Below are 25,429 nucleotides of genomic sequence, written 5' to 3'. Positions count from 1 at the left end.
CACGAGGTGCTGATCACCCTGGAGGAGGGCTCGGTGGGCGGCTTCGGCGCCATGGTGCTGCATCTGCTGGCCGAGAAGGGCGCGCTGGATGCCGGCCGCGTCCGGGTGCGGACCCTGACGCTGCCCGACACCTACCAGGACCACAACTCCCCCGACGCCATGTACCGCGAGGCCGGCCTCGACGCCGAATCCATCGCCCGCACCGCCCGCGATACCCTCCCCGAGCGGAAGGCCGGATCGAGCCGCTTGCGCCTCGCCTGACTGGTCCCATCAGGCGCATCCGCGCGGGCCAGCCCCGTGCGGATGCGCCTGGGTGTGACCCGACTGCGCTTGTCGGGGGTCTATTTCGATGACAAAAGCGCCGGGTTCTGCGGTCCCAAACCCGCTGCGCCCCTTTTGCTTTTGAACCCGCGAGAGAAATGCCACAGGCGACCCCCACCGGCCCCTTCGATGCCGGCCCGGTTCTCATCACCGGTGCGAGCGGTTTCCTGGGCGCCGCCCTGGTGGACGTGTTCCGCAAGGCCGGATTCCGGGTGCGGATCATGGTGCGGGCCACATCGCCGCGCACCAACCTGACCTGGACCGACGTCGAGGTGGTCGAGGGCGACATGCGCGATCGGACGGCCGTCGCCGCCGCCCTGAAAGGCCAGCGCTACCTCGTGCACGCGGCGGCGGACTACCGCCTGTGGGCGCCGAACCCCGAGGAGATCGTCGCGACCAACCGCGACGGCGCCGTGATCCTCATGGAAGAGGCCCTGCGGGCCGGCATCGAGCGCATCGTCTACACGTCGAGCGTCGCCACCATCAAACCGCACGACGACGGCACGCCCGCCGACGAGACCCGGCCCCTGACGCCCGGCACCGCCATCGGCGCCTACAAGCGCAGCAAGGTTGTGTCCGAACGGGTCGTCGAGGAGATGGCGGCGCGCAACGGCCTGCCCGTGGTCATCGTCAACCCGTCGACGCCCATCGGCCCCCGCGACGTGAAGCCGACGCCCACGGGCCGCATCATCTTGGAAGCGGCGCTCGGACGCATGCCCGCCTTCGTCGACACCGGCCTCAACCTCGCCCACGTGGACGATGTCGCCTACGGCCATCTGCTCGCGCTCCAGCGCGGACGGGTCGGCGAGCGCTACATCCTCGGCGGCGAGAACGTGCTGCTCTCGCAGATGCTCGCCGACATCGCCGGCATGGTCGGCCGCAAGGCGCCGACGGTGAACCTGCCGCGCGCCGTGGTCTACCCGATCGCGTTCGTCTCCGAGCAGATCGCCCGCTTCACCGGCAAGGCGCCGTTCGCCACCATCGACGGCATCAGGATGTCGCGCTACCGCATGTTCTTCACCGATGCGAAGGCGCGAGCCGAACTCGGCTACACCGCCCGCCCCTACCGCGAAGGCTTGTCCGACGCCATCGCGTGGTTCCGCCAGGAGGGACGCCTCAAGTGAGCGCCATCCTGCAGAACGCCACGGAGGCCCGCTCCGGCAAGGGCCACAAGGACGAGAACTTTCCCGTCGCGTCGCACCTGATCCACCCGAGGAACCGGGGCGCGATCCTGGCCTTCTACGATTTCGTGCGGGCCGGCGACGATGTCGCGGACCACACCACGCTGACGCCCGAGCGTAAGATCGAGCTGCTCGACGCGCTCGCCGACGCCCTCACGGGCAAGGGTCCGTCCGACCCCGAGGCCGAGCCCCTCAAGCGCGAACTTTTCACGAGAGGCTTGCCGGCGACCCACGCGCTCGAACTCCTCGACGCCTTCCGCCTCGATGCGCGCAAGACCCGCTACGCCGATTGGGACGAGCTCATTGCCTATTGCCGACTTTCGGCCATGCCGGTGGGACGTTACGTCCTCGACGTGCACGGCGAGGATCCGTCCGTGGTCTGGGGGCCGTCCGACGCCATCTGCGCCGCGCTGCAGATCATCAACCACCTCCAGGATTGCGGGAAGGACTACACCCGCAACGACCGGGTCTACCTCCCGCGCGAAACCCTGGAGAAGCATGGCGTGACCGTCGAGGCACTGGGCGCCGCCAAGGCCTCGCCGGCGCTGCGCGCCGTCATCCGTGAATTGGCGACACGCACCATGGGGCTCCTGGACGAGGGCGCCGTGCTGCCCGACCTCATCGCGGACCTGCGCCTCAGCCTCGAGATCGCGGCGATCCACCGCCTCGCGGTCGTGCTGTGCCGGGGCCTGATGGAGCGTGATCCCCTGTCCGAGAAGGTCCATCACGGCAAGGCGGCGTTCGCCCTGACGGCGCTCGGCGGCATCGCCGCGACCCTGGCGCGGCGCCCCCTGCGCGGTCGGACCCTGCGTCGCCATGCGCTGGGGGCACGCGCATGAGCGCCACCGCCACGCCCCTGCCCGAGACGTCGCCCGTCGAGGCCCTGCCGGCGAAATCCTCGTCGTTCTACACCGCCATGCGGCTCCTGCCGAAGGAACGGCGCGAGGCGATGTATGCCGTCTACGCGTTCTGCCGCGCCGTGGACGATGTCGCCGATGACGGCGGTCCCGCCGAGATTCGCCGGGCTGAGCTCGACCGTTGGGCCGCCGACATCGACGCCCTCTATGCCGGACGGCCCGTGCCCCGGGTGCAGGACCTCGTGGTTCCGATCCGGCGCTACGGCCTGTTGCGGGCGGATTTTCACGCTGTCATCGACGGCATGGCCATGGACGCGTTCGAGGACATCGTCGCCCCCGACGAAGCCACCCTCGACCTCTACTGCGACCGGGTCGCCAGTGCCGTCGGCCGCCTCTCCGTACGCATCTTCGGTGTGGCCGAGGCCGAAGGCATCGCGCTCGCCCATCACGAGGGCCGCGCGCTCCAGCTCACCAACATCCTGCGCGACATCGACGAAGATGCCGAGCGCGGCCGCCTCTACCTCCCCCGCGAGAAGCTTTTCGCCATCGGCCTGACCGATCCGACGCCGCAGGCGGCCATCGACCATCCCCGCATCGGCGAAGTCTGTGCCGCCGTCGGGGAGGAGGCGAAGGAGCATTACCGCGAGACCTGGGCGATCATTGCCCGCTGCCCGCGCAAGGTCACCAAGGCGCCCCGTCTCATGGCGGCGGCCTACCGGCTCTACCTCGACGCCGTGCTGGCGCGCGGTTGGGCCAAGCCCCGCGCCCGGGTGAAGCCGGCCAAGGCCGCCCTCGTCGCCGTCGCCCTGCGTCACGGGATCGTCTGATGGCCGGTACCGTCCACGTCGTCGGCGCCGGGCTCGCCGGGCTCTCGGCCGCCGTCTCCCTGGTGGAGGCCGGACGCCGCGTGATCGTGCACGAGGCGGCCAAGCAGGCCGGCGGCCGTTGCCGCTCGTACTACGACCCGACCCTCGGTCTCACCATCGACAACGGCAACCACCTGCTCCTGTCGGGCAACACCTCGGCGCTGGGCTTCATGAAGACCATCGGCGCCCCGGCCGATGCCCTCTCGGGGCCGGCCGAAGCCGAGTTCCCCTTCGCCGACCTGAAGACCGGCGAGCGGTGGACCCTGCGCCCCAACGCCGGCCGGATCCCCTGGTGGGTGCTTGCAGCTTCGCGCCGGGTGCCGGGCACCAAGGCATCGGACTATCTCGCCCCCTTGCGCATCCTGAAGGCTGCCGCCGGCAAGGCGCCGGGCCAGGGCGGAACCATCGGCGAGGCCATGGCCTGCGAGGGCCTGCTCTACGACCGCTTGTGGCACCCGGTGCTCATCGCGGCCCTCAACACCGAGCCGAAGGAGAGCGACGTCGGCCTCGCCGCCACGATCCTGCGCGAGACCCTCGGGGCCGGAGGTGCTGCGAGCCGTCCCCTCGTGGCGGTGGCCGGGCTCTCGGCGGCGTTCGTCGATCCGGCTGTGGCCTATCTGGCACGGTACGGCGCCGAAATGCGGTTCGGGCATCGCCTGCGCTCGCTGACGTTCGGCGAGGCCGGGGTCACCGAACTCGTGTTCGGCGACGAGACCCTCGTTCTCGGCGCCGGTGATTCGGTCGTGGTCGCCCTGCCACCCTGGGTGGCGGCGGACCTGATTCCGGGGTTGGCCGCGCCGCAGGCCTACCGCTCCATCGTCAACGCGCATTTCGCTGTGGTTCCGCCCGCGAACGCACCGTTACTGCTCGGCGTGGTGAATGGACTGACGGAGTGGCTGTTCGCCTATCCGGATCGTCTATCCGTGACCATCAGCGGCGCCGATCGCCTCCTCGACGTGCCGCGGGAAGACTTGGGTCGACAAATCTGGGCCGAAGTCTCGACTTTGTGCGGACTTGCGCCAGAACTGCCAAGCTGGCAGATCGTCAAGGAGAAGCGGGCGACCTTCGCGGCGACGCCTGCCGAGGCCGCGCGCCGATCCGGCGCCCAGACGGCCCACCGCAATTGCGTCCTGGCAGGCGATTGGACCGCGACCGGTCTGCCATCGACGATCGAAGGCGCGATCCGGTCGGGAACGACCGCCGCGCACGCACTCGCACGCCCGGCGGGCGAGTGTGCACGGGCACGCGCGCGCGGCGCGGCCTGAGGTATGGCGGCGGCTTTGAAGGCCGGTGAGGCGAGGACGATGCGAGAGGCATTCAAGAAGGTCGAGGCGCTGCAGCGCCCCAAGACGCAGGAGATCTCCATCGAGGATGTGGAGCGCGGCATCACGCGCGCGACGCACGCCCTCGCGGCTCTCTCCCATGCCGACGGGCACCTGTGCTTCGAGCTCGAGGCCGACGCGACGATCCCGTCCGAATACATCATGTTCCACCAGTTCCGCGCGACCGAGATCGTGCCGGGCCTGGAGGCCAAGATCGGCAACTACCTGCGCCGCACGCAAGGCAAGCACGGGGGCTGGTCCCTGGTCCACGACGGGCCGTTCGACATGAGCGCGAGCGTCAAGGCCTACTACGCCCTCAAGTTCACGGGCGATTCCATCGAGGCGCCGCACATGCGCCGTGCGCGCGAGGCGATCCTGTCGCGCGGCGGGGCCGCCAATTCCAACGTCTTCACCCGCTTCCTGCTGGCCCTGTTCGGGCAGGTGCCGTGGCGCGCCGTGCCGGTGATGCCCGTGGAGATCATGCACCTCCCGAAGTGGTTCCCGTTCCACCTCGACAAGGTGTCCTACTGGGCGCGCTGCGTGATCGTGCCCCTGCTGGTGCTTCAGGCCAAGAAGCCCTTGGCCAAGAACCCGCGCGGCCTCGGCGTGCCGGAACTGTTCGTGACGCCGCCCGAGCACGTCCGTCACTGGCCCGGCAGCCCGCACGCGACCTGGCCCTGGACGCCCATCTTCGGGGCCATCGACCGGGTGCTGCAAGTCACGCAGGCGCATTTCCCGAAGAAGCGCCGCCAGCGCGCCATCGACAAGGCCGAGGCCTGGGTCAGCGAGCGCCTCAACGGCGAGGACGGCCTCGGCGCCATCTTCCCCGCCATGGTCAACACCGTGCTGATGTACGACGTGCTCGGCTATCCCGCCGACCACCCGCAGGTGATGATCGCCTGCGAGGCCATCGAGAAGCTCGTGGTGGTCAAGGAGCACGAGGCCTACGTGCAGCCGTGCCTGTCCCCGGTGTGGGATACGGCGCTGGCCGGCCATGCCCTGCTGGAAGCCGGCGGCCCCGAGGCCGAGCGGCAGGCCCGCCGCGGCCTCGACTGGCTCAAGCCCCTTCAGGTCCTCGACATCAAGGGCGATTGGGCGGCGGGCCGCCCGAACGTGCGTCCCGGCGGCTGGGCGTTCCAGTACGCCAATCCCCACTTCCCCGACCTCGACGACACCGCCGTCGTGGTGATGGCCATGGATCGGGCCACCCGTCAGCACGGGCTGGTCGCCGACGTGCCCGACTACGCCAACGCCATTGCGCGGGCCCGCGAATGGGTCGAGGGCCTGCAGTCGAGCGACGGTGGCTGGGCGGCGTTCGACGCCGACAACAACCATCATTACCTCAACCACATCCCGTTCTCGGATCACGGCGCCCTGCTCGACCCGCCCACCGCCGACGTCACCGCCCGCGTCGTCTCGATGCTGGCCCAGCTCGGCGAGACCCGCGACAGCTCGAAGGCCCTCGACCGCGGCGTCTCCTACCTCCTCGCTGACCAGGAAGAGGACGGTTCGTGGTACGGTCGCTGGGGCATGAACTTCATCTACGGCACCTGGTCGGTGCTGTGCGCCCTCAATGCCGCCGCCGTCGATCCGGCGAGCCCCGAGATCCGCAAGGCCGTGGCCTGGCTCATCCGCATCCAGAACCCGGATGGCGGCTGGGGCGAAGACGCATCGTCCTACAAGATCGATCCGGCCTTCGAGCCGGGCTACTCCACGGCCTCGCAGACGGCCTGGGCGTTGCTCGCCCTCATGGCGGCGGGCGAGGCCGACGATCCGGCGGTGGTGCGTGGCATCAACTACCTGACCCGGACGCAAGGGGCCGACGGCTTCTGGTCCGAGGAGCGCTACACCGCCACCGGCTTCCCGCGGGTGTTCTACCTGCGCTACCACGGCTACCCGAAGTTCTTCCCGCTCTGGGCCATGGCGCGCTTCCGCAATCTGAAGCAGTCCAACACCCGGACGGTCGCGTTCGGAATGTAGGGGCGCGCCCGCCCCTACCCGCTCCGGAGAGGGCCGGCTTGGTGTCTGGAAATCCGATGCTCCCCGTCCTCGCCGTCACCGGCCTCGCCAAGGAAGCGCGTCTCGCCGCCGGACTGGGGGTGATCGCCATCGGGGCGGGCGGCGACCCGCGGCGCCTGCGCGCCCTCCTCGAAGTCCGAGTGCCGCCGGAATGCCGCGCGGTGGTCAGCATCGGCATCGCCGGAGGACTCGCGCCCGACCTCGCGGCGGGGGATGTGGTTGTCGCCACCGAGATTGTGGCGGGTGACCGAAGCTATCCAGCCGACAGAGCCGTGGCCGATGCGCTGATGGCCCGGCTCGCGGCGTTGGGCTCCGTCCTGGCGGCCGTCGCCGGCGTGGAAACGGCGATCCTCGCTCCTGCCGACAAGGCCGGCCTCCATGCCCGTACCGGGGCTGTCGCCGTCGATATGGAATCCCACGTCGCCGCCGCCTTCGCGGCCCGGCACGGCCTGCCCTTCGCGGCGATCCGCGTGATCTGCGATCCGGCCAAACGGGCGATCCCGGCCTTCGCGGCGCAGGCGCTGAAACCGAACGGCGAGCCCGACATCGTCGCGGTGCTCATGGCGATCCTGCGCGATCCACGCCAGATCGTCCCCCTCATGCACCTCGCCCGCGATTCCGGGCGAGCCTTCGCGGTCCTGAAGCGGTGCCGGCCCCTGCTCGGTGCGAGCCTCGGCGTACCGTAGGACGAACGGATTTCGGACAACGAAAAGCCCCGCGACACGAAGGTGTCGCGGGGCTTTTCGTTCGGGATCGTTCGGCGCCGGACTCTGCCGGCGCCGAGGCGGCTCAGGCCGCCGTGCGGTTGCGGGCTTCGCGCTTGGTGTCGACGCCGGAGGCTTTGATCTCGGACAGCTTCTGGGCGACGTTGCGCGAGAACACGAACTCGGCCGGGCGCTGCTTGTCGAGATTGATCTCGGGGGCCATCTCGCCCTCGGTCTTGATCCCGCGGATCGCTTGGATGAGCGGCTTCCAGGGCTTGCGCACCGAATCCACCACCGAGGACGCCTCGTAGCCCGAATGGACCATGCAGTCGGCGCACTTTTCGTAGTTGCCGGTGCCGTAGGAATCCCAGTCGGTCTCCTCCATCAGTTCCTTGAAGGTCGCCGTGTAACCCTCGCCGAGCAGGTAGCAGGGCTTCTGCCAGCCGAAAACGGTGCGGGTCGGATTGCCCCAGGGCGTGCAATGGTAGGTCTGGTTGCCGGCCAGGAAGTCGAGGAACAGGCCCGACTGCTGGAAGGCCCACTTCTGGCGGCCCTTCTCCTTGCCGGCGCGGAACACGCCGCGGAACAGATCCTTCGTCGCCTTGCGGTTCAGGAAGTGCTGCTGGTCGGGCGCACGCTCGTAGGCGTAGCCGGGCGAGACCGTGATGCCGTCGATGCCCATCTTCGTCACGCTGTCGAAGAAGTCGGCGATCTTGTCCGAGGACGAGTTGTTGAAGAAGGTGCAGTTGATGGTGACGCGGAAGCCCATCTCCTTCGCCTTGGCGATGGCGGCCACGGCCTTGTCGTAGACGCCGCGCTGGCACACCGAGCCGTCGTGCATCTCCTTGTCGCCGTCGAGATGGATCGACCAAGTGAAGTACGGGCTGGGCTTGTACTCCTTGATCTTCTTCTCGAGGAGCAACGCGTTCGTGCACACGATCGCGAACTTCTTCTGGGCGATGATGCCCTCGACGATCTGCGGCAGGTCCTTGTGCAGGAGCGGCTCGCCGCCGGCGATGACCACCATGGGGGCGCCGCACTCGCGCACGGACTCGAGGGCATCCGCCACCGGCAGGCGCTTGTTCAGGATCTCGTCCGGGTAATCGATCTTGCCGCAACCGGCGCAGGCGAGATTGCAGCGGAACAGCGGCTCCATCATCATCACGAGCGGGTAGCGCTTGCGGCCGGTGAGGTGCTGTTTCAGGATGTAGCCGCCAATCTTCGCGACGTACCGGAGGGGAATACCCAAGACGTGGCTCCTTGTTGCTGGCCCCGATGTATCGGGCTGCTTAGCGTGAAAAAAATCGGAATTCCAGCGACCTAGATTGGAACCAATCCGAAACGACGCACAACCGACCTCGACCGTGCGGGTTTCCGCGACCCTGGGATAATCCGGCCACAGGGCCGGGGATCGGCGTGCAGTGGGCGTTGGTGACGGGACGGCCAGCCGGAACCCCCAGCCGCCGTGATGGTGGAAGACAAGCCCCCGGATCGTGAGTTTTCTGAGGCGAGGCGTCGTACCGACCGGCGCTTCTTCCTGACGGCGCTGGACTACCGACCTGCATGCCACGCATGCCGTGACGCCGATTCCGCCTCCGAAAGCCCGGACCTTCGCAAAACATGGGATGCGTTGCATTCTGGACGCAGGACCCTTACTGAGCCAGGCGTCAGGATCGGCGCGTCGCGCGCGGTTTCGTCGTATCGAAGCCGTCGGCCGACCGCTGCCGGGAGGGTGTTCGCATTCGTGGATCGTGCCGATTGGTGATACCCGACGGTCGGACATGGCGCGATCCGCGTGTTCCGGCTCCACGGCCGGTGGCCACAGACCCCGCCGGCCCCGCCCGGACCACATCGCATAAGCAGGCAGGATACCCGTGATCGAACGGCTCGTCGCGTTTTCCGTCCAGCGCCGCTGGCTGGTCATAGCCCTGGTCGCCCTCGCCACCGCCGCGAGCGCCGGCATGGCCGCCCACCTATTCCGCATCAACACCGATGTGGAGCGGCTGATCGACAAGGACGTCCCCTGGCGCCAGGACGAGATCGCCTACGAGAAGGCGTTCCCGCAGCGGACCGGAACCCTCGTGGCGGTCATCGACGGGAAATCGCCCGAGGAGGCCGAGGAGGCGGCGGCCAATCTCGCCAAGGCCCTGGCCGAGCGCAAGGATACCATCGAGTCCGTCTACCGCCCGGACGGCGGGCCGTTCTACGAGAAGAACGGCTTCCTGCTCATGTCGCAGGAGGAACTGACCAAGACCACGGAGCAGCTCGTCCAGCAGCAGGGCCTGCTCGGGCCGCTCGCCGCCGACCCATCCCTGCGCGGCATCATGCGGGTGCTCAGCCTCGGGGCGAAGGGCGTCAAGAGCGGCGACGCCAAGGTCGAGGACCTCGATCGGCCGATGGCCCAGATCGACGCGACTTTGCGCCAGGTCCTGGCCGGCCAGCCGGCGCGCCTGTCCTGGCAGACGCTCCTGTCCAACGGCAAGCTGCACAGCACCGACCTGCGCAAGTTCGTGATGATCCAGCCGGTGCTGGACTATAACGCCCTTCAGCCCGGCGCCACGGCGACGGCGGTCGTCCGCAAGATCGCGGCGGATCTCAAGATCAACAATGGCGAGTACGAGGTCGGCGGTGGCGCCCGCATGCGCCTGACCGGCCCCGTGGCCGTGGCCGACGACGAGTTCGCGACGCTCTCCGAGGACGCGTTCCTCAACTACAGCGTCACCACCGGCGCCATCGTGCTGTTCGTCTGGCTCGCCCTGCGCTCCGCCTCCCTGGTGGGCGCGGTGCTCATCACCACCTTTGCCGGCCTCATCGTCACGGCGGCCCTCGGGCTGCTGATGGTGGGCGAGTTGAACCCGATCTCGGTCGCCTTCGCCGCCCTCTTCGTGGGGCTCGGAATCGATTTCGGCATCCAGTTTGCCGTCCGTTATCGAGCGGACCGGTTCGAGCAGCCCGACCTGCCCTCGGCCCTGAGTGCCGCCGCACGCGGCGTCGGCTGGTCCCTGACGCTGGCCGCCATCTCGCTCATCGCCGGCTTCTTCGCCTTCCTGCCCACCGCCTTCCGGGGCGTGTCCGAACTCGGGCTCATCGCCGGCGTCGGCATGATCGTCGCCTACCTGTTCTCACTCACCCTGCTGCCGGCGCTCATCGCCGTGTTCAAGCCGAAGACCGAGGCGAAGGCCGTCGAGACCGCCTGGATGGCGGGGGTCGACCACTGGATCATTGAGCACCGCAAGGCCGTCCTCATCGGCGTCGGCCTCGTGACCGTGGCGGGCATTCCCCTGCTGTTCAAGCTGCCATTCGATTCCAATCCGATGCACCTGCGCAGCCCGAAGGTGGAATCGATCGCCACCTATCTCGATCTGATCAAGGACCCGGAGACGAGCCCGAACCTCATCGACGTCCTCGCCCCCTCCCCCGAGGCGGTGCCGGAGATCGCCGCGAAGCTGCGCAAGCTGCCGTCCGTCGCCAAGGTCATCGACATCGACACCTTCGTGCCCCGCGACCAGGACGCGAAGCTCGCCGTCATCGCCGATACGGCCCAGCTTCTCGGTCCGGCCCTGAACCCGGGCCGCAAGCCGCCGCCGCCCACGGACGCCGACAACGTCAAGGCGATCAGGGACACGGCCGTTGCCCTGCGGACGCTCACGGCCGCCAAGACCGCCGGTGCCCTCGCAACCACCCTCGATGCCCTGGCGGCGGCGCCCGTCGCCAAGCGCGAAGCCGCCAGCGTCGCTCTGACCACGGACCTCAAGACCCTGCTGACGCGTCTGGGCGGTCTGCTGAACCCCCAGAAGATCACCCTCGCCAACCTGCCGCCGAAGCTGAAGGCGGAGTGGGTCACGGCGGATGGGCGTTCGCGCATCGAGGTCCACCCGAGTGGAGACGCCAACGACAACGTCGTCCTGCGCCGCTTCGCCAAGGAGGTGCAGACCGTGGCTCCCCACGCCACGGGCGCGCCGGTCGCCACAACCTCGTCGAGCTACACCATCCTGGGTGCCTTCGTGCAGGCGGCGCTGACCGCCCTGGTGCTCATCTTCATCATCCTGTCGGTCGCCCTGCGCAAACCCTGGGATGTGGCGATGACCCTCGGGCCCCTGGTGCTCGCGACCCTGTGGACCTTGATGGCGCTGCATATCGTCGGCATGCCGCTGAACTTCGCCAACATCATCGCCATGCCGCTGATGCTCGCGGTGGGTGTGGCCTTCCACATCTACTATGTCATCGCCTGGCGGGCGGGCGTCGCCGACATGCTGGCGTCCAGCCTGACCCGGGCGATCTTCTTCTCTGCGCTGACCACCGGCACGGCGTTCGGCTCCCTCGTGCTGTCGAGCCATCCCGGCACGGCCAGCATGGGCAAGCTGCTGGCCCTGTCGCTGTTCTTCACCTTGGTGGCGGCCTTCTTCGTGGTCCCGGCCTTTCTCGGCCCGCCGCCGAAGCAGCCCGATCCGAAGCGTCCCGAAGGCGACGGCGCCGTGCCGCCGGACCTGAAGGCCCGGCGCCCGGCCGAGGCTGTGGCGGCGAAGTAAGGCCCGCCTTCCTTCCCGGAACGACGAACGGGCGCGGATCGGATCCGCGCCCGTTTTGCGTATGTGGACGCGACCCACGAAGACCGACAGTGGACGCTATTTCAGGACTGGCGTACGCATTCTCAGGTTGTGAGCAGTCATGGGAGCGCTTTGTCCCACATGATCGTCTCAATCGACGACGTGAAGGACCGGGCTTCGGAGTTAGCCGAGCGCGTCGATGGCGGCGACGTGATCGTCGTCACGCGGAACGGCACGCCGGTCTTCGATCTCGTACCGCATAAGAAGCGAACCGGGGGAATCGACCTCGCCGCGGGCGAGGCATTCCTGCGCGAGCACGGAATTCGTCGCACTGTCGGTTTCATCCCGGACGATTTCGACGACCCTTTGCCGGAAGACTTCCTGCTTCGACCGCTTCCGCTGCCGTGAGACTGATCCTCGACAGTCACATCCTACTCGCCATCTCCCTCGGACGGTTGCATGAGGTCAGCTACCCCTTTGCGGAATGCCTGAGACAACCCGAGTCTTTCGCGTTTGCAAGTGTCGCGAGTTTATGGGGGATTGCGATCAAGACGGGGCTGGGGAAGCTCGATCCCGGCATTCCGCTTGAGAGTCTGCTGCTCTTCTACGAAGCCCTCGGCATCGCACGTCTTCCCGTCAGTGCGGCGCATGCTCTGGCCTGCATCGACCCCGTTCCGCCGACGCGCGACCCCTTCGATCGGATGCTGCTCGTACAGTGTCATGTCGAGTCGTGCCGCTTGGCGACCGTCGATCAGGCCCTGCGCGACCACCCCCTCGCTGCCCGCTTTCCGCGAGGCGGCGACCTATGAGGTGAAATCCGAGAAGCCACCGCGGATCGCCCCGGAGGCCGCCAAGGCCGCTAGTACAGCCGGCGCGATCAAGGCATCGCGCTCGGCCGCGTAGGCGTAGCCGGGCGCCTCGCCGGGAAACCCGCCACCGGTGGCGGGATGGGTGTAGAGTTCCGTGAGACCATCGGGCAGATGGGCCAGGAGACCGGCGACGCGCTCCGGCGTCATGGAGCCGGACCAGGCGAGCCCCAGGGTCCGGTCGGGAATCAGCAGCCCGGCCTGACGCGCGCGCACGGCCAGCAGCGCCGCCCACGGCGCACTGTCGAGGGCGGGCTTCGGGTCGGCGCCCGGCTCGGCAGCGCGCAGCACCGCGCGTGGCTCGCGCGGCACGCGGATCGCCCGCATGTCGAAGCGGCGGCCGATGGACAGCACCGCGCCGGCGATGAGCGGGTGGACGTGGAAGTGCTTGTGGGCGTTGACGTGGTCCAGGAGCAGGCCCGTCGCCCGGTAGGCCTCGAACTGGGCCGTGATCTCGGCCGCGAGTTGACGCCGCGCCGAGGGCTTCAGGGCGAGGTCGAGGCCGAGCCGGCCCATATCGCTGCGGATGAGGCCGTCCGGGCCGACGAGATCGGGCAGGCTGGCCGCCGGCAGGGTCGGCCACGCCTCGACCATCACCAGGTGCAACCCGACCCGGAGCGTGGGCAGGCGCCGGGCGCGAGCCACGGCATCGGCAGCGGCGGGCGCGCCGACCATCAGGCTCGCGGCCGTGAGGATGCCCTCGCGATGGGCCTGCTCGACGGCCTCGTTGACCGCGAGGCTCAAGCCGAAATCGTCGGCCGTCACGACGAGACGCTTCACGAAAACTCCCAACGACGGGGTGTCGAGAGGGCAAGCCCTCTCGTGGGTCCAGGGCGGAGCCCTGGAAGGAGGAAGAGCGGGGCTCCGCCCTCGACCCGCCGGGGCCTTGGCCCCGAACCCCGGAACGCGAACGGCCGGGCTTTGGGCCCGGCCGCGATCGGTCGATGACCTGAGCTGCTTACGCGGCCTTGGCGGTGCCCTGACGCTCCTTGAGGAAGCGGTAGAACTCGACGCCCTCGCGCAGGCGGCGCTTCATCATGTCGGGCGAGCGGACCATCTCGGAGACGATGGAGGCGATCTTCGGAGCGCGGAAGTAGAACTTCCGGTAGAACTCCTCCACCGCCGCGAAGATCTCGGAATGCGACAGGTGGGGGTAGTGCAGCGGCGCGATCTGCACGCCGTTCTCGTCGACGAGCTCAGCATTGGCGATGTCGAGCCAGCCGTTCTCCACCGCCTGCTTGTACAGGAAGGTACCCGGGTAGGGGGCGGCCAGGGACGCCTGGATGGTGTGCGGGTTGATGCGCTTGGCGAACGCGATGGTCTCCTGGATCGTCTCGCGGGTCTCGCCGGGCAGACCGACGATGAAGGTGCCGTGGATGGCGATGCCGAGGTCGTGGCAATCCTTGGTGAACTTCTCGGCCACCTCGACGCGCATGCCCTTCTTGATGTTGTTCAGGATCTGCTGGTTGCCGGACTCGTAGCCGACGAGGAGCAGGCGCAGGCCGTTCTCCTTGAGGACCTTCAGGGTCTCGCGCGGCACGTTCGCCTTGGCGTTGCACGACCAGGTCACGCCCAACTTGCCCAATTCGCGCGCGATTTCTTCAGCACGAGGAAGATTGTCGGTGAAGGTGTCGTCGTCGAAGAAGAACTCCTTCGTCTGCGGGAACTCCTTCAGGCAGTACTTGATCTCCTCGATCACGTGCGCGACCGAGCGGGTGCGGTAGGTGTGGCCGCCGACGGTCTGCGGCCAGAGGCAGAAGGTGCAGCGGCTCTTGCAGCCACGGCCGGAATAGAACGAGATGTAGGGGTGCTTCAGGTACCCGATGAAGTACTTTTCCATCTGCAGGTCGCGCTTGTACACGCTCGTGACGAAGGGCAGCTGATCCATGTCCGTCATGATCTCGCGATCGACGTTGTGGATCACGACACCGTTGGCGTCCCTGTAGGACAGGCCCTTGATCTCCGACATCGGGGTGCCGTCGGCGACTTCCTTGACGGTGAAGTCGAACTCGTTGCGGGCGCAGAAATCGATGCACGGGGCCTGGGCCATGGCGCCGGCGGCGTCGACCGCGACCTTGGCGCCGATGAGGCCGGCGATGAGCTTCGGGTTGGCGGCTTTCAGCGCCTCGACGGTCTTCACGTCGGACTTGAACGACGGCACCGAGGTGTGGAGCACCACGAGGTCGAAGTCGTTGGCCTGAGCCACGATCTCGGCGAGCTTGATGTTGTGCGGCGGCGCGTCGATGAGCTTCGAGTTCGGCACCAGAGCCGCCGGCTGGGCGAGCCAGGTCGGGTACCAGAACGACTTGATCTCGCGCTTGGCCTGGTAGCGGGAGCCGGCGCCGCCGTCGAAGCCGTCGAAGGTGGGAGCCTGCAGGAAGAGGGTGCGCATGGGGTTCAAGGCCTCAGCGAGAAAGGAACGGGGGCGGGCGGGAAGCTAGAAGCGAAGATCAGAGCGAGGATGCACCAGCATCGTGGCCGAGGCTTCGCTCGGGGATCAGTGTGCCATCCGCAACCACCCGATAATCGTGGCCCTTCCATGTCACCGCACCCGAGACGAAGCTCCAGGCGAAGTTCATGAACGAGAGGATGTCGCGGATCGGCAACAGCCAGTACGGGTGCGACGCGAGCCCGAAGGCCCGCTCGAGGCGCACGCACAGGACGATGCGGCATGCGAGCGCCAGGGCGGCGACCACCAGGGCGTTGGTGCCCGCCCCCGGGATCAGCGCGCCCATGAGGGCGAGCGGGAAGGCGTGGGTGACGATGGAGCCGGCGTAGCCCGCCGGATCGACGTTGCGGATGGTTCGATTCCAGCGGAGCTCGTGGCTCCACAGGCCGGAGAGATCGGTGTCGACGCAGGTGTGGCCGATGGTGAAGGTCGGGATCGCCACGAGGCCGCCGCCGGCGCGCAGGGCTTCCCCGATGGCGTAATCGTCGGCGAGATCGTCCCGGAACGTCTCGAACCCGCCGATCTCGGCGAGCGCCTTCGCCGTGAAGGCGATGGTGGAGCCGAAGCAGGGCTTCGCGAGCCCGAGGGAGGTGCCCATCACCACGTTGGGCAGGAACTGCACGTCGATGGCCAGCGCCGACAGGTGGGCCCAGATGCCCCGGTGCGCCGGCACCCCGTGATAGAGGCAGGTGACGCCGTTGACGCCGGGCTGGCCCAGCTCGGCGACGATGCGGGCGAGGTAATCCGGCTTCACCACCATGTCGCTGTCGGCCAGCACCACTACGCTATGGGCGATCTCGCCCGACATGTTGATGAGGTTCGAGACCTTACGGTTGGAGCCGTGCTGGCGCGCGTCGACGACGAGGTCGAGGCGCAGGGCAGGATAGGCTTGCGCCAGGCGGCGCACCACGGGGATGGCTGGGTCGGCGGCATTCTGGACGCCGAACACCACCTGCACGGGGCCGGCATAGGCCTGCTGGCAGAAGGTCTCGAGGTTCTCGTAGAGGTTCGGCTCCATGCCGCAGAGCGGCTTGAGGATCGTCACCGACGGCGCCGCGCCCACGAGGACGGGCGCCGGGCGCCGGGCGAACCGGCCGGCGAGAGCCGCGGCGGTCAGACCGTAGAGGCAGCCCGCGAGCGCGAGTAGCAGCAACAGGTGCGAGAGCCAGATCAATTCCATGGGGGCATCGCTCGGTCACGGGGCTCGTGAGAGTGCCGCGAGGGGGCGGCGCGAAGATCGGGACGTCGGTGGTGAGACCGGCTGTGGCCGGACTCTAAGGCGCCGGTTTGACGGTGAGCATGCCGGCCGTGCGTTCGCGTAGGAATTTCAGCAGCCCGTCGGCACCGCCCGCCTTGAGGGGGTCGGCGAAGCTGCCGCGCAGGGATGCGACCTCGCTGACGTTGCCGTTGAGATAGACGTCCTGGATGCGGTTGCCCGGTCCGACGAGGTAATCGACCTGGGACGAATCACCATCGGCGTTGGCGGCCTCGCTCTGGACCAGCCGGTTCGCGCCGCGCGCCTCGCTCTCGGGCTTCACCGTGAAGGTCCCGCCGGCGGCCTGCCGAAGTCGGGTGGCGTAGGTGGCGATGAAATACTGGGCGAAGGCTTCGGTCAGGGCACCCTGCTGCTCGGGGGTGAATCCGTTCCATTTGGGGCCGACGGCGACACGCACAATGGCGGGAAAATCCATGCGTTCGGTGAGCGTCGGGCCGATGGCGGCGGCCCGGGTGCGGACGTCGCCGGGGCCGTCCTTGAGGGCGCTCTCGAAGCTGCCGTAGAGGGTGCGGACGGCACCCACCGCCAAGTCGTCGGCCGCCTGTGCGGGCGCGCCGAGCGACAGCAGGGCGGCGACGAGGCTGGCGCGGAGAACGGGGATCATGCGCACTTCTTCAGCTCCCCCAGTTCGCCGTCTACGGGGCGCAGAAGCGTGGTGCCGCGATCGTTGCCGTAGGGAACGCCCATGGGAGCGGTCTGGGGCGGAGCGTGACGGGCCGGCAACGCTTCGCCGCTCTCCGGAGCCGGTCCGGCCTTGCCCTCGAGGGCATGCCACGCGAGGAGGCCAGGAACTCCGACGAGGAGGTCGGCGAGGCGCTTGACGAGGGAGAGGGCCAGTGCCGCCTCGGCCGGGATGCCGAAGATGGCGCAGAGGGCGATGAGGCCGCCCTCCTGAGCACCCAGCGCCCCGGGTACGGCGAAAGCCGCGCCGCGCACCGCCTGCGCCAGGCTCTCGATCACCACCGCTTCGAAGAAGCTCACGGGATAGCCCATGAAATGCAGGCAGACGTAGACCTCGATGGTGCCGATGAGCCAGCCGACGAGGTGGATGCCGATGCCGCCCGCGACCCGGCCGTGATTTCCGTAGAGACGCTTCAGGGCATCGTAGAGCACGTCGATGGCGCCGAGCGCGCGCCACTCGCGCGAGCCGGCGAAGCGGCTGACCAGCCCCTGGATCACCTTGTGACCGCTGCGGCGCTGGATGAGATAGAACGCGGCGAGCGCCGGTGCGGCGACGGCGAGGCCGCCGGCCACGGTGCGGACGATGGGCCCGTCTCCGGCGAGCCAGGCGAGCAGGGCGACGCCGGCCACGGTGAACAGGAACTGCGTGACCGCCTGAGTCATCAGATCGACGAACATGCTGGCCCCGGCGACGCCCCCCGAGACGCCACGCTTGGTCAGGAGCCGGGCGGCGACGAAGTCGCCCCCGACCTGCGCCACGGGCAGCAGGGTGTTGATGCCCTCGCGCACGAAGCGAAGGACAACGCTGTCGCGCAGGGACGGGCGTTCGAAGCGCGGGAAGATCACGAACCAGCCGAAGCCCGCCCAGGCGACGGCCACGGCGCGCGCGAGCACGACGACGAGGGCGCCCCATCCGGCGCTGACCACGGCGGCCGCAACGTCTTCGAGGCCCGAGGACAGGAACAGACCGACGACGGTGCAGAGACCAACGATCAGGGCCAAGGTCGTCAAACGCTTCATGGTCCCCTTTCGGACGTCGGTTCGGCCGATCTCTGCTGAAATCCCGCCGTGTTTCCGGGTCAGAAGACCGCCGGAAGCGATGAACGTCATCGGAAGTTGCAGCTTTGGGAACCGTTGTCTATCACCCGATAGACACAGTGCGGACCAAAGCGGCAGGGGGGCGAAGCCCCGAAAATCACCCGCAGGACGCGCGACAGGGGTACGGATCATGGACCGCGAATCACACATCACGACGGGCGAGGCCGTCGATCAGGACGGTCGTGGCGACCGCTATGCCACCGCCGGTCTCGGCATGCCGGGAACGCCGAAGCCGTCCTCGCCGGTGATGGCCTGGAACGAGTGGGACCCCCTGGAGGAGGTCATCGTCGGAAGCCTCGACGGTGCGACCATTCCGACACACCACCTGACGGTGATCTTCAACCTGCCGCGGGCCGCCCAGCCGTTCTACCGCTTCGCGTCCGGCTTCCGCTATCCGAAGTTCATGAAGAAGCTCGCCCAGCAGGAGCTCGACAACTTCATCTCGATCCTCGCCGGCGAGGGCGTGAAGATCCGCCGCCCCGACAGCATCGACTTCTCGAAGAAGTTCCGCGCGCCGCGCTGGTCCTCGCGCGGCTTCTGCGTCGCGTGTCCGCGCGACCCGTACCTCGTGATCGGCGACGAGATCATCGAGAGCCCGATGTGCTGGCGCTCGCGCTACTTCGAGGGCGATGCCTACCGCGCGCTCTTCAAGGAATATTTTCGCAATGGGGCGCGCTGGACCTCGGCTCCCCGCCCGCAATTGACCGACGAACTGTACAACTACGATTATCGGGTGCCGAACCTGAAGGCCGGCGAGCCGATGCAGTTCACCGTGAACGAGTTCGAGCCGGTGTTCGACGCCGCCGACTTCGTCCGCTGCGGCCGCGACCTGTTCGTGACCCGCTCCAACGTCACCAACCTCATGGGTATCGAGTGGCTGCGCCGCCACCTCGGTCCGGGTTTCCGCATCCACGAGATCGAGAGCCGCTGCCCGCAGCCGATGCACATCGACTCCTCGTTCATGCCGCTCGCACCCGGCAAGGTGCTGGTGAACCCGGACTACATCGACGTCGAGAAGCTGCCGGCCGTGCTCAAGACGTGGGACATCCTGATCGCGCCGCGCCCCGATCCCGTCGAGGGCTTCATGAGCAAGATCTCCATGTGCTCGCCCTGGACCTCGATCAACGTGCTCGCCATCGACGAGAAGAAGATCGTCGTCGACCAGAGCCAGCCGACGCTGATCAAGGCGCTCAAGGATTGGGGATTCGATCCGATCCCGGCGCCGTTCCTGTCCTACGGCCCGTTCGGCGGCTCGTTCCACTGCGCCACCCTCGACGTGCGCCGCCGCGGGACCTTGAAGTCCTACTTCTAGGATCGACGACTCGAGTTGGACGTGCGACCGCGTCGCGCGTCCAACTCGCGCCCGAGCGACCGGCGATCGGGCGACCGGCTCGGGTGCGCCCGATCGGACGGGTCAGGCGATCCGGGGTCGGACGGTCCGCGACCAGACCGTCACGGCGGCGGCCGCGGCGAGCCCGTACTGCAGCATGCCGTTCTCGGCGAGGTCCGTCGGCGCCACCTGCCACTGCAGGGCCAGCCGCGTCACGGCGTTGAGCGCGATCAGGCCGAGGCAGAACACCAAGGCTGCCAGGAGGGTGGCGAGGAAATCGGGCATGGCGATTCGTCCGGTGGACCCGGATGCTGCGTCGCAAGGCTTGCGCCAGGATCCCCCGTGCCGACGCCGGGGGTCAGGCCACCGGCGGTCGTGTCGCCTGCATGGACGCGCGCGCGTCGAAGCCTTCGAACCAGGCGGCGAGGGCCGGACTGCGCCGGCGCCAAGCCAGATCCGGGAAGCGCAGATCGAGGTAGCCCAGCGCGCAGGCGACCGCGATGGTGCCGATATCGATGCGGTCGGCCAGGGCCGCGACGCCGGCCTCGAACGTATCCAGCGCGCTCTCGATCTTGGCCGTCTGTCCGGCGATCCACGCGCTCGAACGTTCGCCCTCCTCTCGTACGGTCAGTTCGTAGCGGATGAGCAGCGCGGCATCGAGGAGGCCGTCCGCCGTGGACTGGTCGTTGAGGGCCAGCCACCGTGCCGGGCCGGGCGCGGGGAACATGCCGCCGCCCAGCGCATCGAGGTACTCGCAGATCACGCGGCTGTCGGCGATGGCGTGTCCATCGTCGGCGATCAGGGTCGGGACCTGGGCCAGGGGATGCAGCGCCAGGATATTGGTGTCCCGCTTCGTCGGGTGGGCGGCACTGGGTAGGAGTTCGATGCGCTCGGCGAGGCTGAGTTCATGGGCGACGACCATCACCTTCCGCACGAACGGCGAGAAATGTGAATGGAAGAGCTTCATCGAGGCCACCGGTGCGAGATCGTGCGGGAATCAGGGCCGGCGGGGGGTCGGCTTGGCGCGCGCCGCTGCCGCCGGAGCGGCGACGGGGGCCGGATGTGGTGTCAGCCGCGGCGTTTCCATGACGAGACGCTTGACCGGCCAGCCGTCGGCCCAACGCTCCATGTCGCTGAACCGCGGGTTGCTCTTCAAGGTTTGTGCATCGGCACCGTTGAAGGCCGCCGCGGCCGCAAGATCGAAGGTCTTCCAGTACGCGAGATAGTCCAGGCTGTCCGTCCGGGCGTTGTTGATCTGCGCGACCAGGGTGGTCTGCTCGCCCGTGAGGGCCATGTCCGGCGTCCACTTGAACGGAGGGCCCGGCTGCTTCGGGTCGCGCGGCGGATCGGGGGGCAGCTTCAGGGCGCCGCCGTCATAGGCGGCGTCCGCACCCGCCGGGGAGGCCAGGGTCGCGGTGAGGGCGGGGAATCCGTGATCGTCCGACAGGGCGCGCAGGAACAGCTTGCGCTCGGGTGTCACGGCGCTCGCCTCCCGCAGGAGGCGACGCGCCGCGAGATCCGCCGCGCGGGCATCGCGATCGCCGATCACGGTGACCACGAGGGTTTCGGGCGCGATCTTCGAGAGATCATGCAGGACGATGCCGCGTGCCTTGGCGTCGCTGGCGATGCCACCCGGCATGATCGCGAAGACGAGACGCGGGGTGGGGAGGCCCTGACCGGCCGCGTCGGCTGCGATGTTGGCGGCGATGGGTGCCCCGGCGAGATGGCCGATGAGGGCGATGCGCTTCTCGTCCGGCTTGGCGTCGGCATCGCCGGCGAGGTCCGACAGCGCAGACTTGATCAGGCGGGCCGCATTGGCGGAAGCGTCGGCCGGTCGCGTCCGATTGATCTCCTGGAAGCGTGGGAACACCACGAGGTAGCCGGCGCGAGCGAGGTGATCGATCCAAGAGCCGTAGGCCTGCGGGTTCGGTGCGCCCCAGGCGTGGAGGAAGATGGCCACGGGCCGCCCTTCGGCAGGCGCGGCCCCGGCCTTGTGGAAGACGAACGTCGCGGCGCTGGCCCGGCCGAGGGCCCGCTTGACGATGGTGGCCGTGCGATCACCGACGCTGCCCGGCCCCTCCATCGGCTGCACCGGCGGAGCAGCGGCCGACGCGGGATTGGATAGGGCAGCAAGGCTGAACAGGCAGGCGGCGATGAGGCCGGGGCGGACATTCAGGCGCATGGCGTGCTCGACGGGCGAATTCGGAACGGCAGCGGACCGCTGGTCGAGACATAGCAGATCGCGGGATGCGTGCGACGCTGGGGCAAAACCTCCCACCGAGTGCGGCATTCCCGCCGCACTCGGTGGGGTATCCGAACTCGTCGAGCCGAACCGGGCAAATCTCGACAGGCAAGTCTAGACCCGAAGATCGTCACGTCCGGCGGTGAACCGCGATGCCTCGCCTCGAATCCGATGCACGAGTGGGGATCTGTCCTCACGCCACCGACCCGGACGATCCGTGTGTCCTCAAGTTTCCACTTTACCGACGATGATCCTGGTTTCGGGCCAGCCGAGTCCGATGACGTCGGGGCCGGTCTGCGTCTCTGCGGACCGACCGGCCGCTTCCTGCACCCAAGCCAGAATGTCTTCGGCGCGCCATGGTTTCGGAATGAAGGTCGCGGACATCCGCAGATCGCTCGGCTGGTCGCCGGCGTCGCCCGACGTGAGAAGCACGCGCACCCGGGGCCAGGTGACCCCGATGATACGAGCCAACTCGAACCCCCCGATGGGACCCGGAGTCCGCACATCCGAGAACACCACGCTGACTTCGTTGCCGCGATCCTGGAGAATCGCCAGGGCGCGCTCGGCGGTCTCGGCTTCGATCACCCGGAAACCGGTCTCTTCCAGCATCTCGGCCGCGAGGTAGCGCTCGTCGGGTTCGTCCTCGACGACGAGGATGACGGGGCGTACGTCCGACGGAGGTGCAGCACTCATGGGTCCGGAACGCTCTTCAAGCCAGGATGGCGGGCCGATCCTCGTATTGCCAGAACTGTGAACTACCCGGTGAATGTGTCGTTCCTGCGGGCGTCGAACAGGGCGCTTTTTTGGTCGATGCAGCAACTGTGCCGCACTTCCCGTCAATCACGTCGCACAGCCTCTGCAGTCGTCACACGCCTCTCGCCTTGAAAAACGCCAGAGCGCGCGTCCATCCATCCTCCGCAGGCTCGCGGCGATAGCTTGGCCGGTAATCGGCGTGAAAGCCGTGCGGGGCGTCCGGGTAGACCACGAGATCGACGGATTTGCCCGCCGCCCGGGCCTTATCGCGCGCTGCCTCGGCGGAGGCGACGGGAATCCCCGTATCCGCGCCGCCGTAGAGGGCGAGGATCGGCGCGTTGATCTCTCCCGCGACATCGTCCGCCGTGCGGGGTTGCAGGGCCGTACGCTCACCGCCGAGCGCGCCGTACCAGGCCACACCGGCCTTCAGGTCGCGGCGATGGGCGGCGTAGAGCCAGACACCGCGCCCACCCCGACACCAGCCCATCGTCGCGAGTCGTGACGCGTCGCCGTTCGACGCCGCGACGGCCCAGGCGGTGGAGGCATCGAGATCGGCGATCCATTGTGCGTCGGGCGTCTTCGAGATCACGTCCCGAACGATCACCTTGACGTCCGTCATGGTCGAGAGATCGCCCTGACGCGCGTACAATTCGGGCGCCACCGCACAGTAGCCGGCCTTTGCCAGGCGCCGGCAGATATCCTTGATGTAATCGTGGACGCCGAAGATCTCCTCGATGACGAGGATGACCGGAAACGGTCCCTGTCCTTCCGGCATGGCGCGATAGCCCGGCATCGGGCCGTCGCCTGCGGGGATCTGGACCTCGCCCGCCACGAGACCGCTTGCGTCCGTATGGATCACCTGCGCCTCGACGGCGGTGGTCGCGAGGGTGAGCCCGGAGATCAGGCTCGTCATCACGAAGCCACGCCGGGAGAAAGGCGGCGTCAGCATGCCTTCGAGGCCGCCCGCAATGCCGGTTCCGCCTGCGCGATCCTGTTTCATGCTGTTCTCCAGTCCTCGACCCGCATCTAGGGCCAAGTGACCGGAGAGCAACGTGCTTCAGTAAGCGGCGCGTTGGGGGGAGGCTTCGACCGCGCGATACGGCACCGGCGTACCGTTCCGTCGGTGCCCGCCGCGGATCTCGGGCGAAACGCTCCGCTTGCGCGCATCCGCCTGCTTGTTGCGCGTATCCACCTGCTTGCGGCCCTTGGGGCGGAGCACATCGCCGAGGGCCACGAAATCGTCGGCTGTTTTCGCGGGACCCTGGCCGGCCTTCAGACCGAAGCCGGTCGCAAAGGAGGCACTGAGACCCGCGTCCCGGGGGATCTCGAAGGCGCTGAGCGCCGCGAGGAACGCTTCACGGAACGGAAGGGCTCGGCACCAGCTCTTTTCCGAAAGGTGAAGCGGCCATTCCCACAGGTCGCCCCGACGCATGCCGAGCAGATCGCGGGCGATGAAATAACCGCTGGGGCGATGCTCCAGTCCTTCCGGCGAAACGCTCCATTCGGCGTTCTCGAACGGGGCTTCGGCGGTGACGCGGGTCTCGTCCAGATGCCGGCTGATCATGATGTCCCCCATCGGCGCCACGCGAATCACCCGGTCGGTGATGGGCGCGTCGTTTAGAACAATGAGGGAACATTGGCTCGAATCGAATCAAGCGTCAAGCGATGTTCTTGTTGTGTTCGATTGAGGCGTCAGGGTTTACGGAACAGGGGATGCTCGACACGGTCACCGGCGTGGATGCCGAGCCGCGCGGTGGTGCCGGCATTGAGCTCGAGCACGGACAGGACCGGCTCGCCGGAGGGAATGACCTTGGTCGAGAGCGGTTCGGTGTTCTGCGCGACGCGGGCAACGGATCCATCCTGGCGGATGAAAACCATATCGAGGGGCAGGTAGGTGTTCTTCATCCACATGGCCACGGGGGCGACGGCCTGGAAATCGAACAGCATGCCGTGGTCCGGCGCCATGGTGCGGCGATACATCAGTCCGCGCGAACGGTCGGCATCCGTGCGCATCACCTCCACGGCGAAGGCGTGGCGCCCGTTCCGGGATGCGATGGTGAGGGGTTCGGTCGGACCGGAGGCCGCGTCCTGCGCGGGTACGGCCTGAAGGCCCGAGCCGAGGAACAGAACGGCGCAGAGCGCACGCAGGAAGGCGGGCATATTCGACAACGCGGTACTCATTCGTCGGTGGCAAAATCTTCGGTGGGACGATCGTCGATCGAAGGTTCGTCGGTGGCGGGCGGTGTCAGTGCGAGGCGGGCAGCACACCGTCGGGAAAGCGGACTTCCGCCGCCATCTTGCCCTTAGAGCCGTCGCCGTAGCGGACGAGAACGGTCTCGCCGGGCTTGAGTTCGGCGATGCCGTAGCGACGAAGCGTCTCCATGTGCACGAAGATGTCGGGCGTGCCGTCCCCTCGGCTGAGGAAGCCGAAGCCGCGCAGGCGGTTGAACCACTTCACCACGGCCGTCTCGAGTCCGCTCGTCGGCGTGACGCTCACATGGGTACGCGGCATCGGCAGTTCGGACGGGTGCAGGGCGGTGGATTGATCGAGGGAGATCACCCGGAACGCCTGCCAGCCGCGCGGCCGCTCCGTGGCCTCGACGACGACGCGCGCGCCCTCGCTGGCGGATTGATGGCCGTCGCGGCGCAGGCAGGTGATGTGCAGCAGCACGTCGGCCGTCCCGTCGTCGGGAACAATGAAGCCGAAGCCCTTGGCGACGTCGAACCACTTGATGCGGCCGGCGACCTCGATGAGGTCGAGGGGGCGCTGGACCTCGCCACCCAGGCCTTCGCCGGAGCGGGCATCCGCGTGCGTGTCAGCCGAATGCCCCCCGTAGGAGCCCGCCCCGAAATCGTCCGACATTCAGCAACCCACACCCGAATCACGCCACGCGATCCGGAAGGGAGATTAACGAAG

25 protein-coding genes are annotated in these 25,429 nt (G+C 68.2%); 11 read left to right on the top strand and 14 right to left on the bottom strand.

Going from position 1 to position 25,429, the window contains the following annotated elements; all coding sequences use genetic code 11:
* From ASF22_RS04490 to ASF22_RS04460, 7 genes are all read left to right on the top strand, one after another.
* On the top strand, nucleotides 1-261 hold a 261-nt coding region (locus ASF22_RS04490; RefSeq protein ID WP_056387713.1), incomplete at its 5' end, for a transketolase C-terminal domain-containing protein.
* Between the two features lie 158 nt (nucleotides 262-419).
* On the top strand, nucleotides 420-1,445 hold the full coding sequence (gene hpnA / locus ASF22_RS04485) for a hopanoid-associated sugar epimerase (RefSeq protein ID WP_056261863.1): 1,026 nt from the start codon (nucleotides 420-422) through the stop codon (nucleotides 1,443-1,445).
* A complete protein-coding gene (gene hpnC, locus ASF22_RS04480; protein ID WP_056261859.1) occupies nucleotides 1,442-2,341 on the top strand; it encodes a squalene synthase HpnC in 900 nt (299 codons plus the stop codon). Before hpnA ends, hpnC begins: the two co-directional genes overlap by 4 nt.
* Nucleotides 2,338-3,186: a presqualene diphosphate synthase HpnD gene (hpnD, locus tag ASF22_RS04475; protein WP_056261857.1), complete on the top strand. Its 849-nt coding sequence runs from the start codon at nucleotides 2,338-2,340 to the stop codon at nucleotides 3,184-3,186. Before hpnC ends, hpnD begins: the two co-directional genes overlap by 4 nt.
* Entirely contained in the window at nucleotides 3,186-4,490 is a 1,305-nt protein-coding gene (hpnE, locus tag ASF22_RS04470) for a hydroxysqualene dehydroxylase HpnE (protein WP_056261855.1), read from the top strand. The genes hpnD and hpnE overlap by 1 nt, the downstream gene beginning before the upstream one ends.
* A 39-nt stretch (nucleotides 4,491-4,529) precedes the next feature.
* Nucleotides 4,530-6,527, top strand: a complete 1,998-nt coding sequence (gene shc, locus ASF22_RS04465; RefSeq protein WP_056261852.1) for a squalene--hopene cyclase — start codon at nucleotides 4,530-4,532, stop codon at nucleotides 6,525-6,527.
* Between the two features lie 56 nt (nucleotides 6,528-6,583).
* Nucleotides 6,584-7,252, top strand: coding sequence for a phosphorylase (locus tag ASF22_RS04460; RefSeq protein WP_056261849.1), 669 nt, complete (start codon nucleotides 6,584-6,586; stop codon nucleotides 7,250-7,252).
* A 103-nt stretch (nucleotides 7,253-7,355) separates the two neighbouring features.
* Here the strand turns inward: ASF22_RS04460 and hpnH are convergent, their stop codons facing one another.
* The gene (gene hpnH, locus ASF22_RS04455; protein ID WP_056174854.1) at nucleotides 7,356-8,519 is read right to left on the bottom strand and encodes an adenosyl-hopene transferase HpnH; all 1,164 of its coding nucleotides are present in this window, start codon (nucleotides 8,517-8,519) and stop codon (nucleotides 7,356-7,358) included.
* A 625-nt stretch (nucleotides 8,520-9,144) separates the two neighbouring features.
* On the opposite strand from hpnH, the gene ASF22_RS04450 reads away from it, so the two are divergent.
* The 3 genes from ASF22_RS04450 (at nucleotide 9,145) to ASF22_RS04440 (ending at nucleotide 12,626) form a co-directional block, all read left to right on the top strand.
* Nucleotides 9,145-11,799, top strand: coding sequence for an MMPL family transporter (locus ASF22_RS04450; protein WP_056261846.1), 2,655 nt, complete (start codon nucleotides 9,145-9,147; stop codon nucleotides 11,797-11,799).
* A 159-nt stretch (nucleotides 11,800-11,958) separates the two neighbouring features.
* Nucleotides 11,959-12,225 carry a type II toxin-antitoxin system prevent-host-death family antitoxin gene (locus ASF22_RS04445; RefSeq protein WP_056261844.1) on the top strand — a complete coding sequence of 89 codons (267 nt, stop codon included), beginning with the start codon at nucleotides 11,959-11,961 and terminating at the stop codon, nucleotides 12,223-12,225.
* A complete protein-coding gene (locus ASF22_RS04440) occupies nucleotides 12,222-12,626 on the top strand; it encodes a type II toxin-antitoxin system VapC family toxin (RefSeq protein WP_056261841.1) in 405 nt (134 codons plus the stop codon). The genes ASF22_RS04445 and ASF22_RS04440 overlap by 4 nt, the downstream gene beginning before the upstream one ends.
* Here ASF22_RS04440 and hpnK read toward each other — a convergent pair.
* From hpnK to ASF22_RS04415, 5 genes are all read right to left on the bottom strand, one after another.
* Complete coding sequence (gene hpnK, locus ASF22_RS04435) at nucleotides 12,621-13,463, bottom strand: hopanoid biosynthesis-associated protein HpnK (RefSeq protein ID WP_056261838.1); 843 nt, start codon at nucleotides 13,461-13,463, stop codon at nucleotides 12,621-12,623. The genes ASF22_RS04440 and hpnK overlap by 6 nt on opposite strands.
* A 178-nt stretch (nucleotides 13,464-13,641) precedes the next feature.
* Complete coding sequence (hpnJ, locus tag ASF22_RS04430) at nucleotides 13,642-15,075, bottom strand: hopanoid biosynthesis associated radical SAM protein HpnJ (RefSeq protein ID WP_056094321.1); 1,434 nt, start codon at nucleotides 15,073-15,075, stop codon at nucleotides 13,642-13,644.
* Between the two features lie 58 nt (nucleotides 15,076-15,133).
* A complete protein-coding gene (hpnI, locus tag ASF22_RS04425; RefSeq protein ID WP_056261833.1) occupies nucleotides 15,134-16,312 on the bottom strand; it encodes a bacteriohopanetetrol glucosamine biosynthesis glycosyltransferase HpnI in 1,179 nt (392 codons plus the stop codon).
* A gap of 94 nt (nucleotides 16,313-16,406) precedes the next feature.
* Nucleotides 16,407-17,009, bottom strand: a complete 603-nt coding sequence (locus ASF22_RS04420; RefSeq protein WP_056175096.1) for an ABC transporter substrate-binding protein — start codon at nucleotides 17,007-17,009, stop codon at nucleotides 16,407-16,409.
* Nucleotides 17,009-18,109, bottom strand: a complete 1,101-nt coding sequence (locus ASF22_RS04415; protein ID WP_056261831.1) for a flippase-like domain-containing protein — start codon at nucleotides 18,107-18,109, stop codon at nucleotides 17,009-17,011. Before ASF22_RS04415 ends, ASF22_RS04420 begins: the two co-directional genes overlap by 1 nt.
* 208 nt (nucleotides 18,110-18,317) lie before the next feature.
* Here ASF22_RS04415 and ASF22_RS04410 point away from each other — a divergent pair, with 208 nt between their 5' ends.
* A complete protein-coding gene (locus ASF22_RS04410) occupies nucleotides 18,318-19,499 on the top strand; it encodes a hypothetical protein (RefSeq protein ID WP_056174843.1) in 1,182 nt (393 codons plus the stop codon).
* A 102-nt stretch (nucleotides 19,500-19,601) separates the two neighbouring features.
* Here the strand turns inward: ASF22_RS04410 and ASF22_RS04405 are convergent, their stop codons facing one another.
* From ASF22_RS04405 to ASF22_RS04370, 8 genes are all read right to left on the bottom strand, one after another.
* Nucleotides 19,602-19,802, bottom strand: coding sequence for a hypothetical protein (locus ASF22_RS04405; protein ID WP_056174841.1), 201 nt, complete (start codon nucleotides 19,800-19,802; stop codon nucleotides 19,602-19,604).
* Between the two features lie 73 nt (nucleotides 19,803-19,875).
* Nucleotides 19,876-20,484, bottom strand: a complete 609-nt coding sequence (locus tag ASF22_RS04400; protein ID WP_056261905.1) for a glutathione S-transferase — start codon at nucleotides 20,482-20,484, stop codon at nucleotides 19,876-19,878.
* Nucleotides 20,485-20,514: 30 nt separating this feature from the next.
* Nucleotides 20,515-21,699, bottom strand: coding sequence for a hypothetical protein (locus ASF22_RS04395; protein ID WP_056261828.1), 1,185 nt, complete (start codon nucleotides 21,697-21,699; stop codon nucleotides 20,515-20,517).
* A gap of 285 nt (nucleotides 21,700-21,984) precedes the next feature.
* Nucleotides 21,985-22,452, bottom strand: coding sequence for a response regulator (locus tag ASF22_RS04390; protein WP_056261827.1), 468 nt, complete (start codon nucleotides 22,450-22,452; stop codon nucleotides 21,985-21,987).
* A 172-nt stretch (nucleotides 22,453-22,624) separates the two neighbouring features.
* Entirely contained in the window at nucleotides 22,625-23,461 is an 837-nt protein-coding gene (locus ASF22_RS04385) for a dienelactone hydrolase family protein (protein ID WP_056261903.1), read from the bottom strand.
* Between the two features lie 108 nt (nucleotides 23,462-23,569).
* On the bottom strand, nucleotides 23,570-24,076 hold the full coding sequence (locus tag ASF22_RS04380; RefSeq protein ID WP_056261900.1) for a hypothetical protein: 507 nt from the start codon (nucleotides 24,074-24,076) through the stop codon (nucleotides 23,570-23,572).
* Between the two features lie 128 nt (nucleotides 24,077-24,204).
* Nucleotides 24,205-24,672 (bottom strand): DUF192 domain-containing protein, encoded by a 468-nt coding sequence (locus ASF22_RS04375; protein WP_244472899.1) that lies wholly within the window; start codon nucleotides 24,670-24,672, stop codon nucleotides 24,205-24,207.
* An 85-nt stretch (nucleotides 24,673-24,757) separates the two neighbouring features.
* Nucleotides 24,758-25,375 carry a cold-shock protein gene (locus ASF22_RS04370; RefSeq protein ID WP_056174832.1) on the bottom strand — a complete coding sequence of 206 codons (618 nt, stop codon included), beginning with the start codon at nucleotides 25,373-25,375 and terminating at the stop codon, nucleotides 24,758-24,760.
* Nucleotides 25,376-25,429 lie beyond the last annotated feature (54 nt).

It is taken from the genome of Methylobacterium sp. Leaf87, from assembly GCF_001422775.1.
Taxonomy (GTDB): domain Bacteria; phylum Pseudomonadota; class Alphaproteobacteria; order Rhizobiales; family Beijerinckiaceae; genus Methylobacterium.
This window is presented reverse-complemented; position numbering and strand designations above follow the sequence as displayed.

Excerpts from the sequence above, each read along its gene's own strand:
- ASF22_RS04415 (WP_056261831.1), bottom strand. The coding sequence starts at position 18,109 with ATGAAGCGTTTGACGACCTTGGCCCTGATCGTTGGTCTCTGCACCGTC.
- hpnJ (WP_056094321.1), bottom strand. The coding sequence starts at position 15,075 with ATGCGCACCCTCTTCCTGCAGGCTCCCACCTTCGACGGCTTCGACGGC.
- ASF22_RS04375 (WP_244472899.1), bottom strand. The coding sequence starts at position 24,672 with ATGCCCGCCTTCCTGCGTGCGCTCTGCGCCGTTCTGTTCCTCGGCTCG.
- hpnE (WP_056261855.1), top strand. The coding sequence starts at position 3,186 with ATGGCCGGTACCGTCCACGTCGTCGGCGCCGGGCTCGCCGGGCTCTCG.
- ASF22_RS04385 (WP_056261903.1), bottom strand. The coding sequence starts at position 23,461 with ATGCTGACGCCGCCTTTCTCCCGGCGTGGCTTCGTGATGACGAGCCTG.
- ASF22_RS04395 (WP_056261828.1), bottom strand. The coding sequence starts at position 21,699 with ATGCGCCTGAATGTCCGCCCCGGCCTCATCGCCGCCTGCCTGTTCAGC.
- ASF22_RS04460 (WP_056261849.1), top strand. The coding sequence starts at position 6,584 with ATGCTCCCCGTCCTCGCCGTCACCGGCCTCGCCAAGGAAGCGCGTCTC.
- ASF22_RS04400 (WP_056261905.1), bottom strand. The coding sequence starts at position 20,484 with ATGAAGCTCTTCCATTCACATTTCTCGCCGTTCGTGCGGAAGGTGATG.
- hpnA (WP_056261863.1), top strand. The coding sequence starts at position 420 with ATGCCACAGGCGACCCCCACCGGCCCCTTCGATGCCGGCCCGGTTCTC.
- ASF22_RS04405 (WP_056174841.1), bottom strand. The coding sequence starts at position 19,802 with ATGCCCGATTTCCTCGCCACCCTCCTGGCAGCCTTGGTGTTCTGCCTC.
- ASF22_RS04410 (WP_056174843.1), top strand. The coding sequence starts at position 18,318 with ATGGACCGCGAATCACACATCACGACGGGCGAGGCCGTCGATCAGGAC.
- hpnI (WP_056261833.1), bottom strand. The coding sequence starts at position 16,312 with ATGGAATTGATCTGGCTCTCGCACCTGTTGCTGCTACTCGCGCTCGCG.
- ASF22_RS04390 (WP_056261827.1), bottom strand. The coding sequence starts at position 22,452 with ATGAGTGCTGCACCTCCGTCGGACGTACGCCCCGTCATCCTCGTCGTC.
- shc (WP_056261852.1), top strand. The coding sequence starts at position 4,530 with ATGCGAGAGGCATTCAAGAAGGTCGAGGCGCTGCAGCGCCCCAAGACG.
- hpnD (WP_056261857.1), top strand. The coding sequence starts at position 2,338 with ATGAGCGCCACCGCCACGCCCCTGCCCGAGACGTCGCCCGTCGAGGCC.
- ASF22_RS04370 (WP_056174832.1), bottom strand. The coding sequence starts at position 25,375 with ATGTCGGACGATTTCGGGGCGGGCTCCTACGGGGGGCATTCGGCTGAC.
- ASF22_RS04445 (WP_056261844.1), top strand. The coding sequence starts at position 11,959 with ATGATCGTCTCAATCGACGACGTGAAGGACCGGGCTTCGGAGTTAGCC.
- ASF22_RS04380 (WP_056261900.1), bottom strand. The coding sequence starts at position 24,076 with ATGATCAGCCGGCATCTGGACGAGACCCGCGTCACCGCCGAAGCCCCG.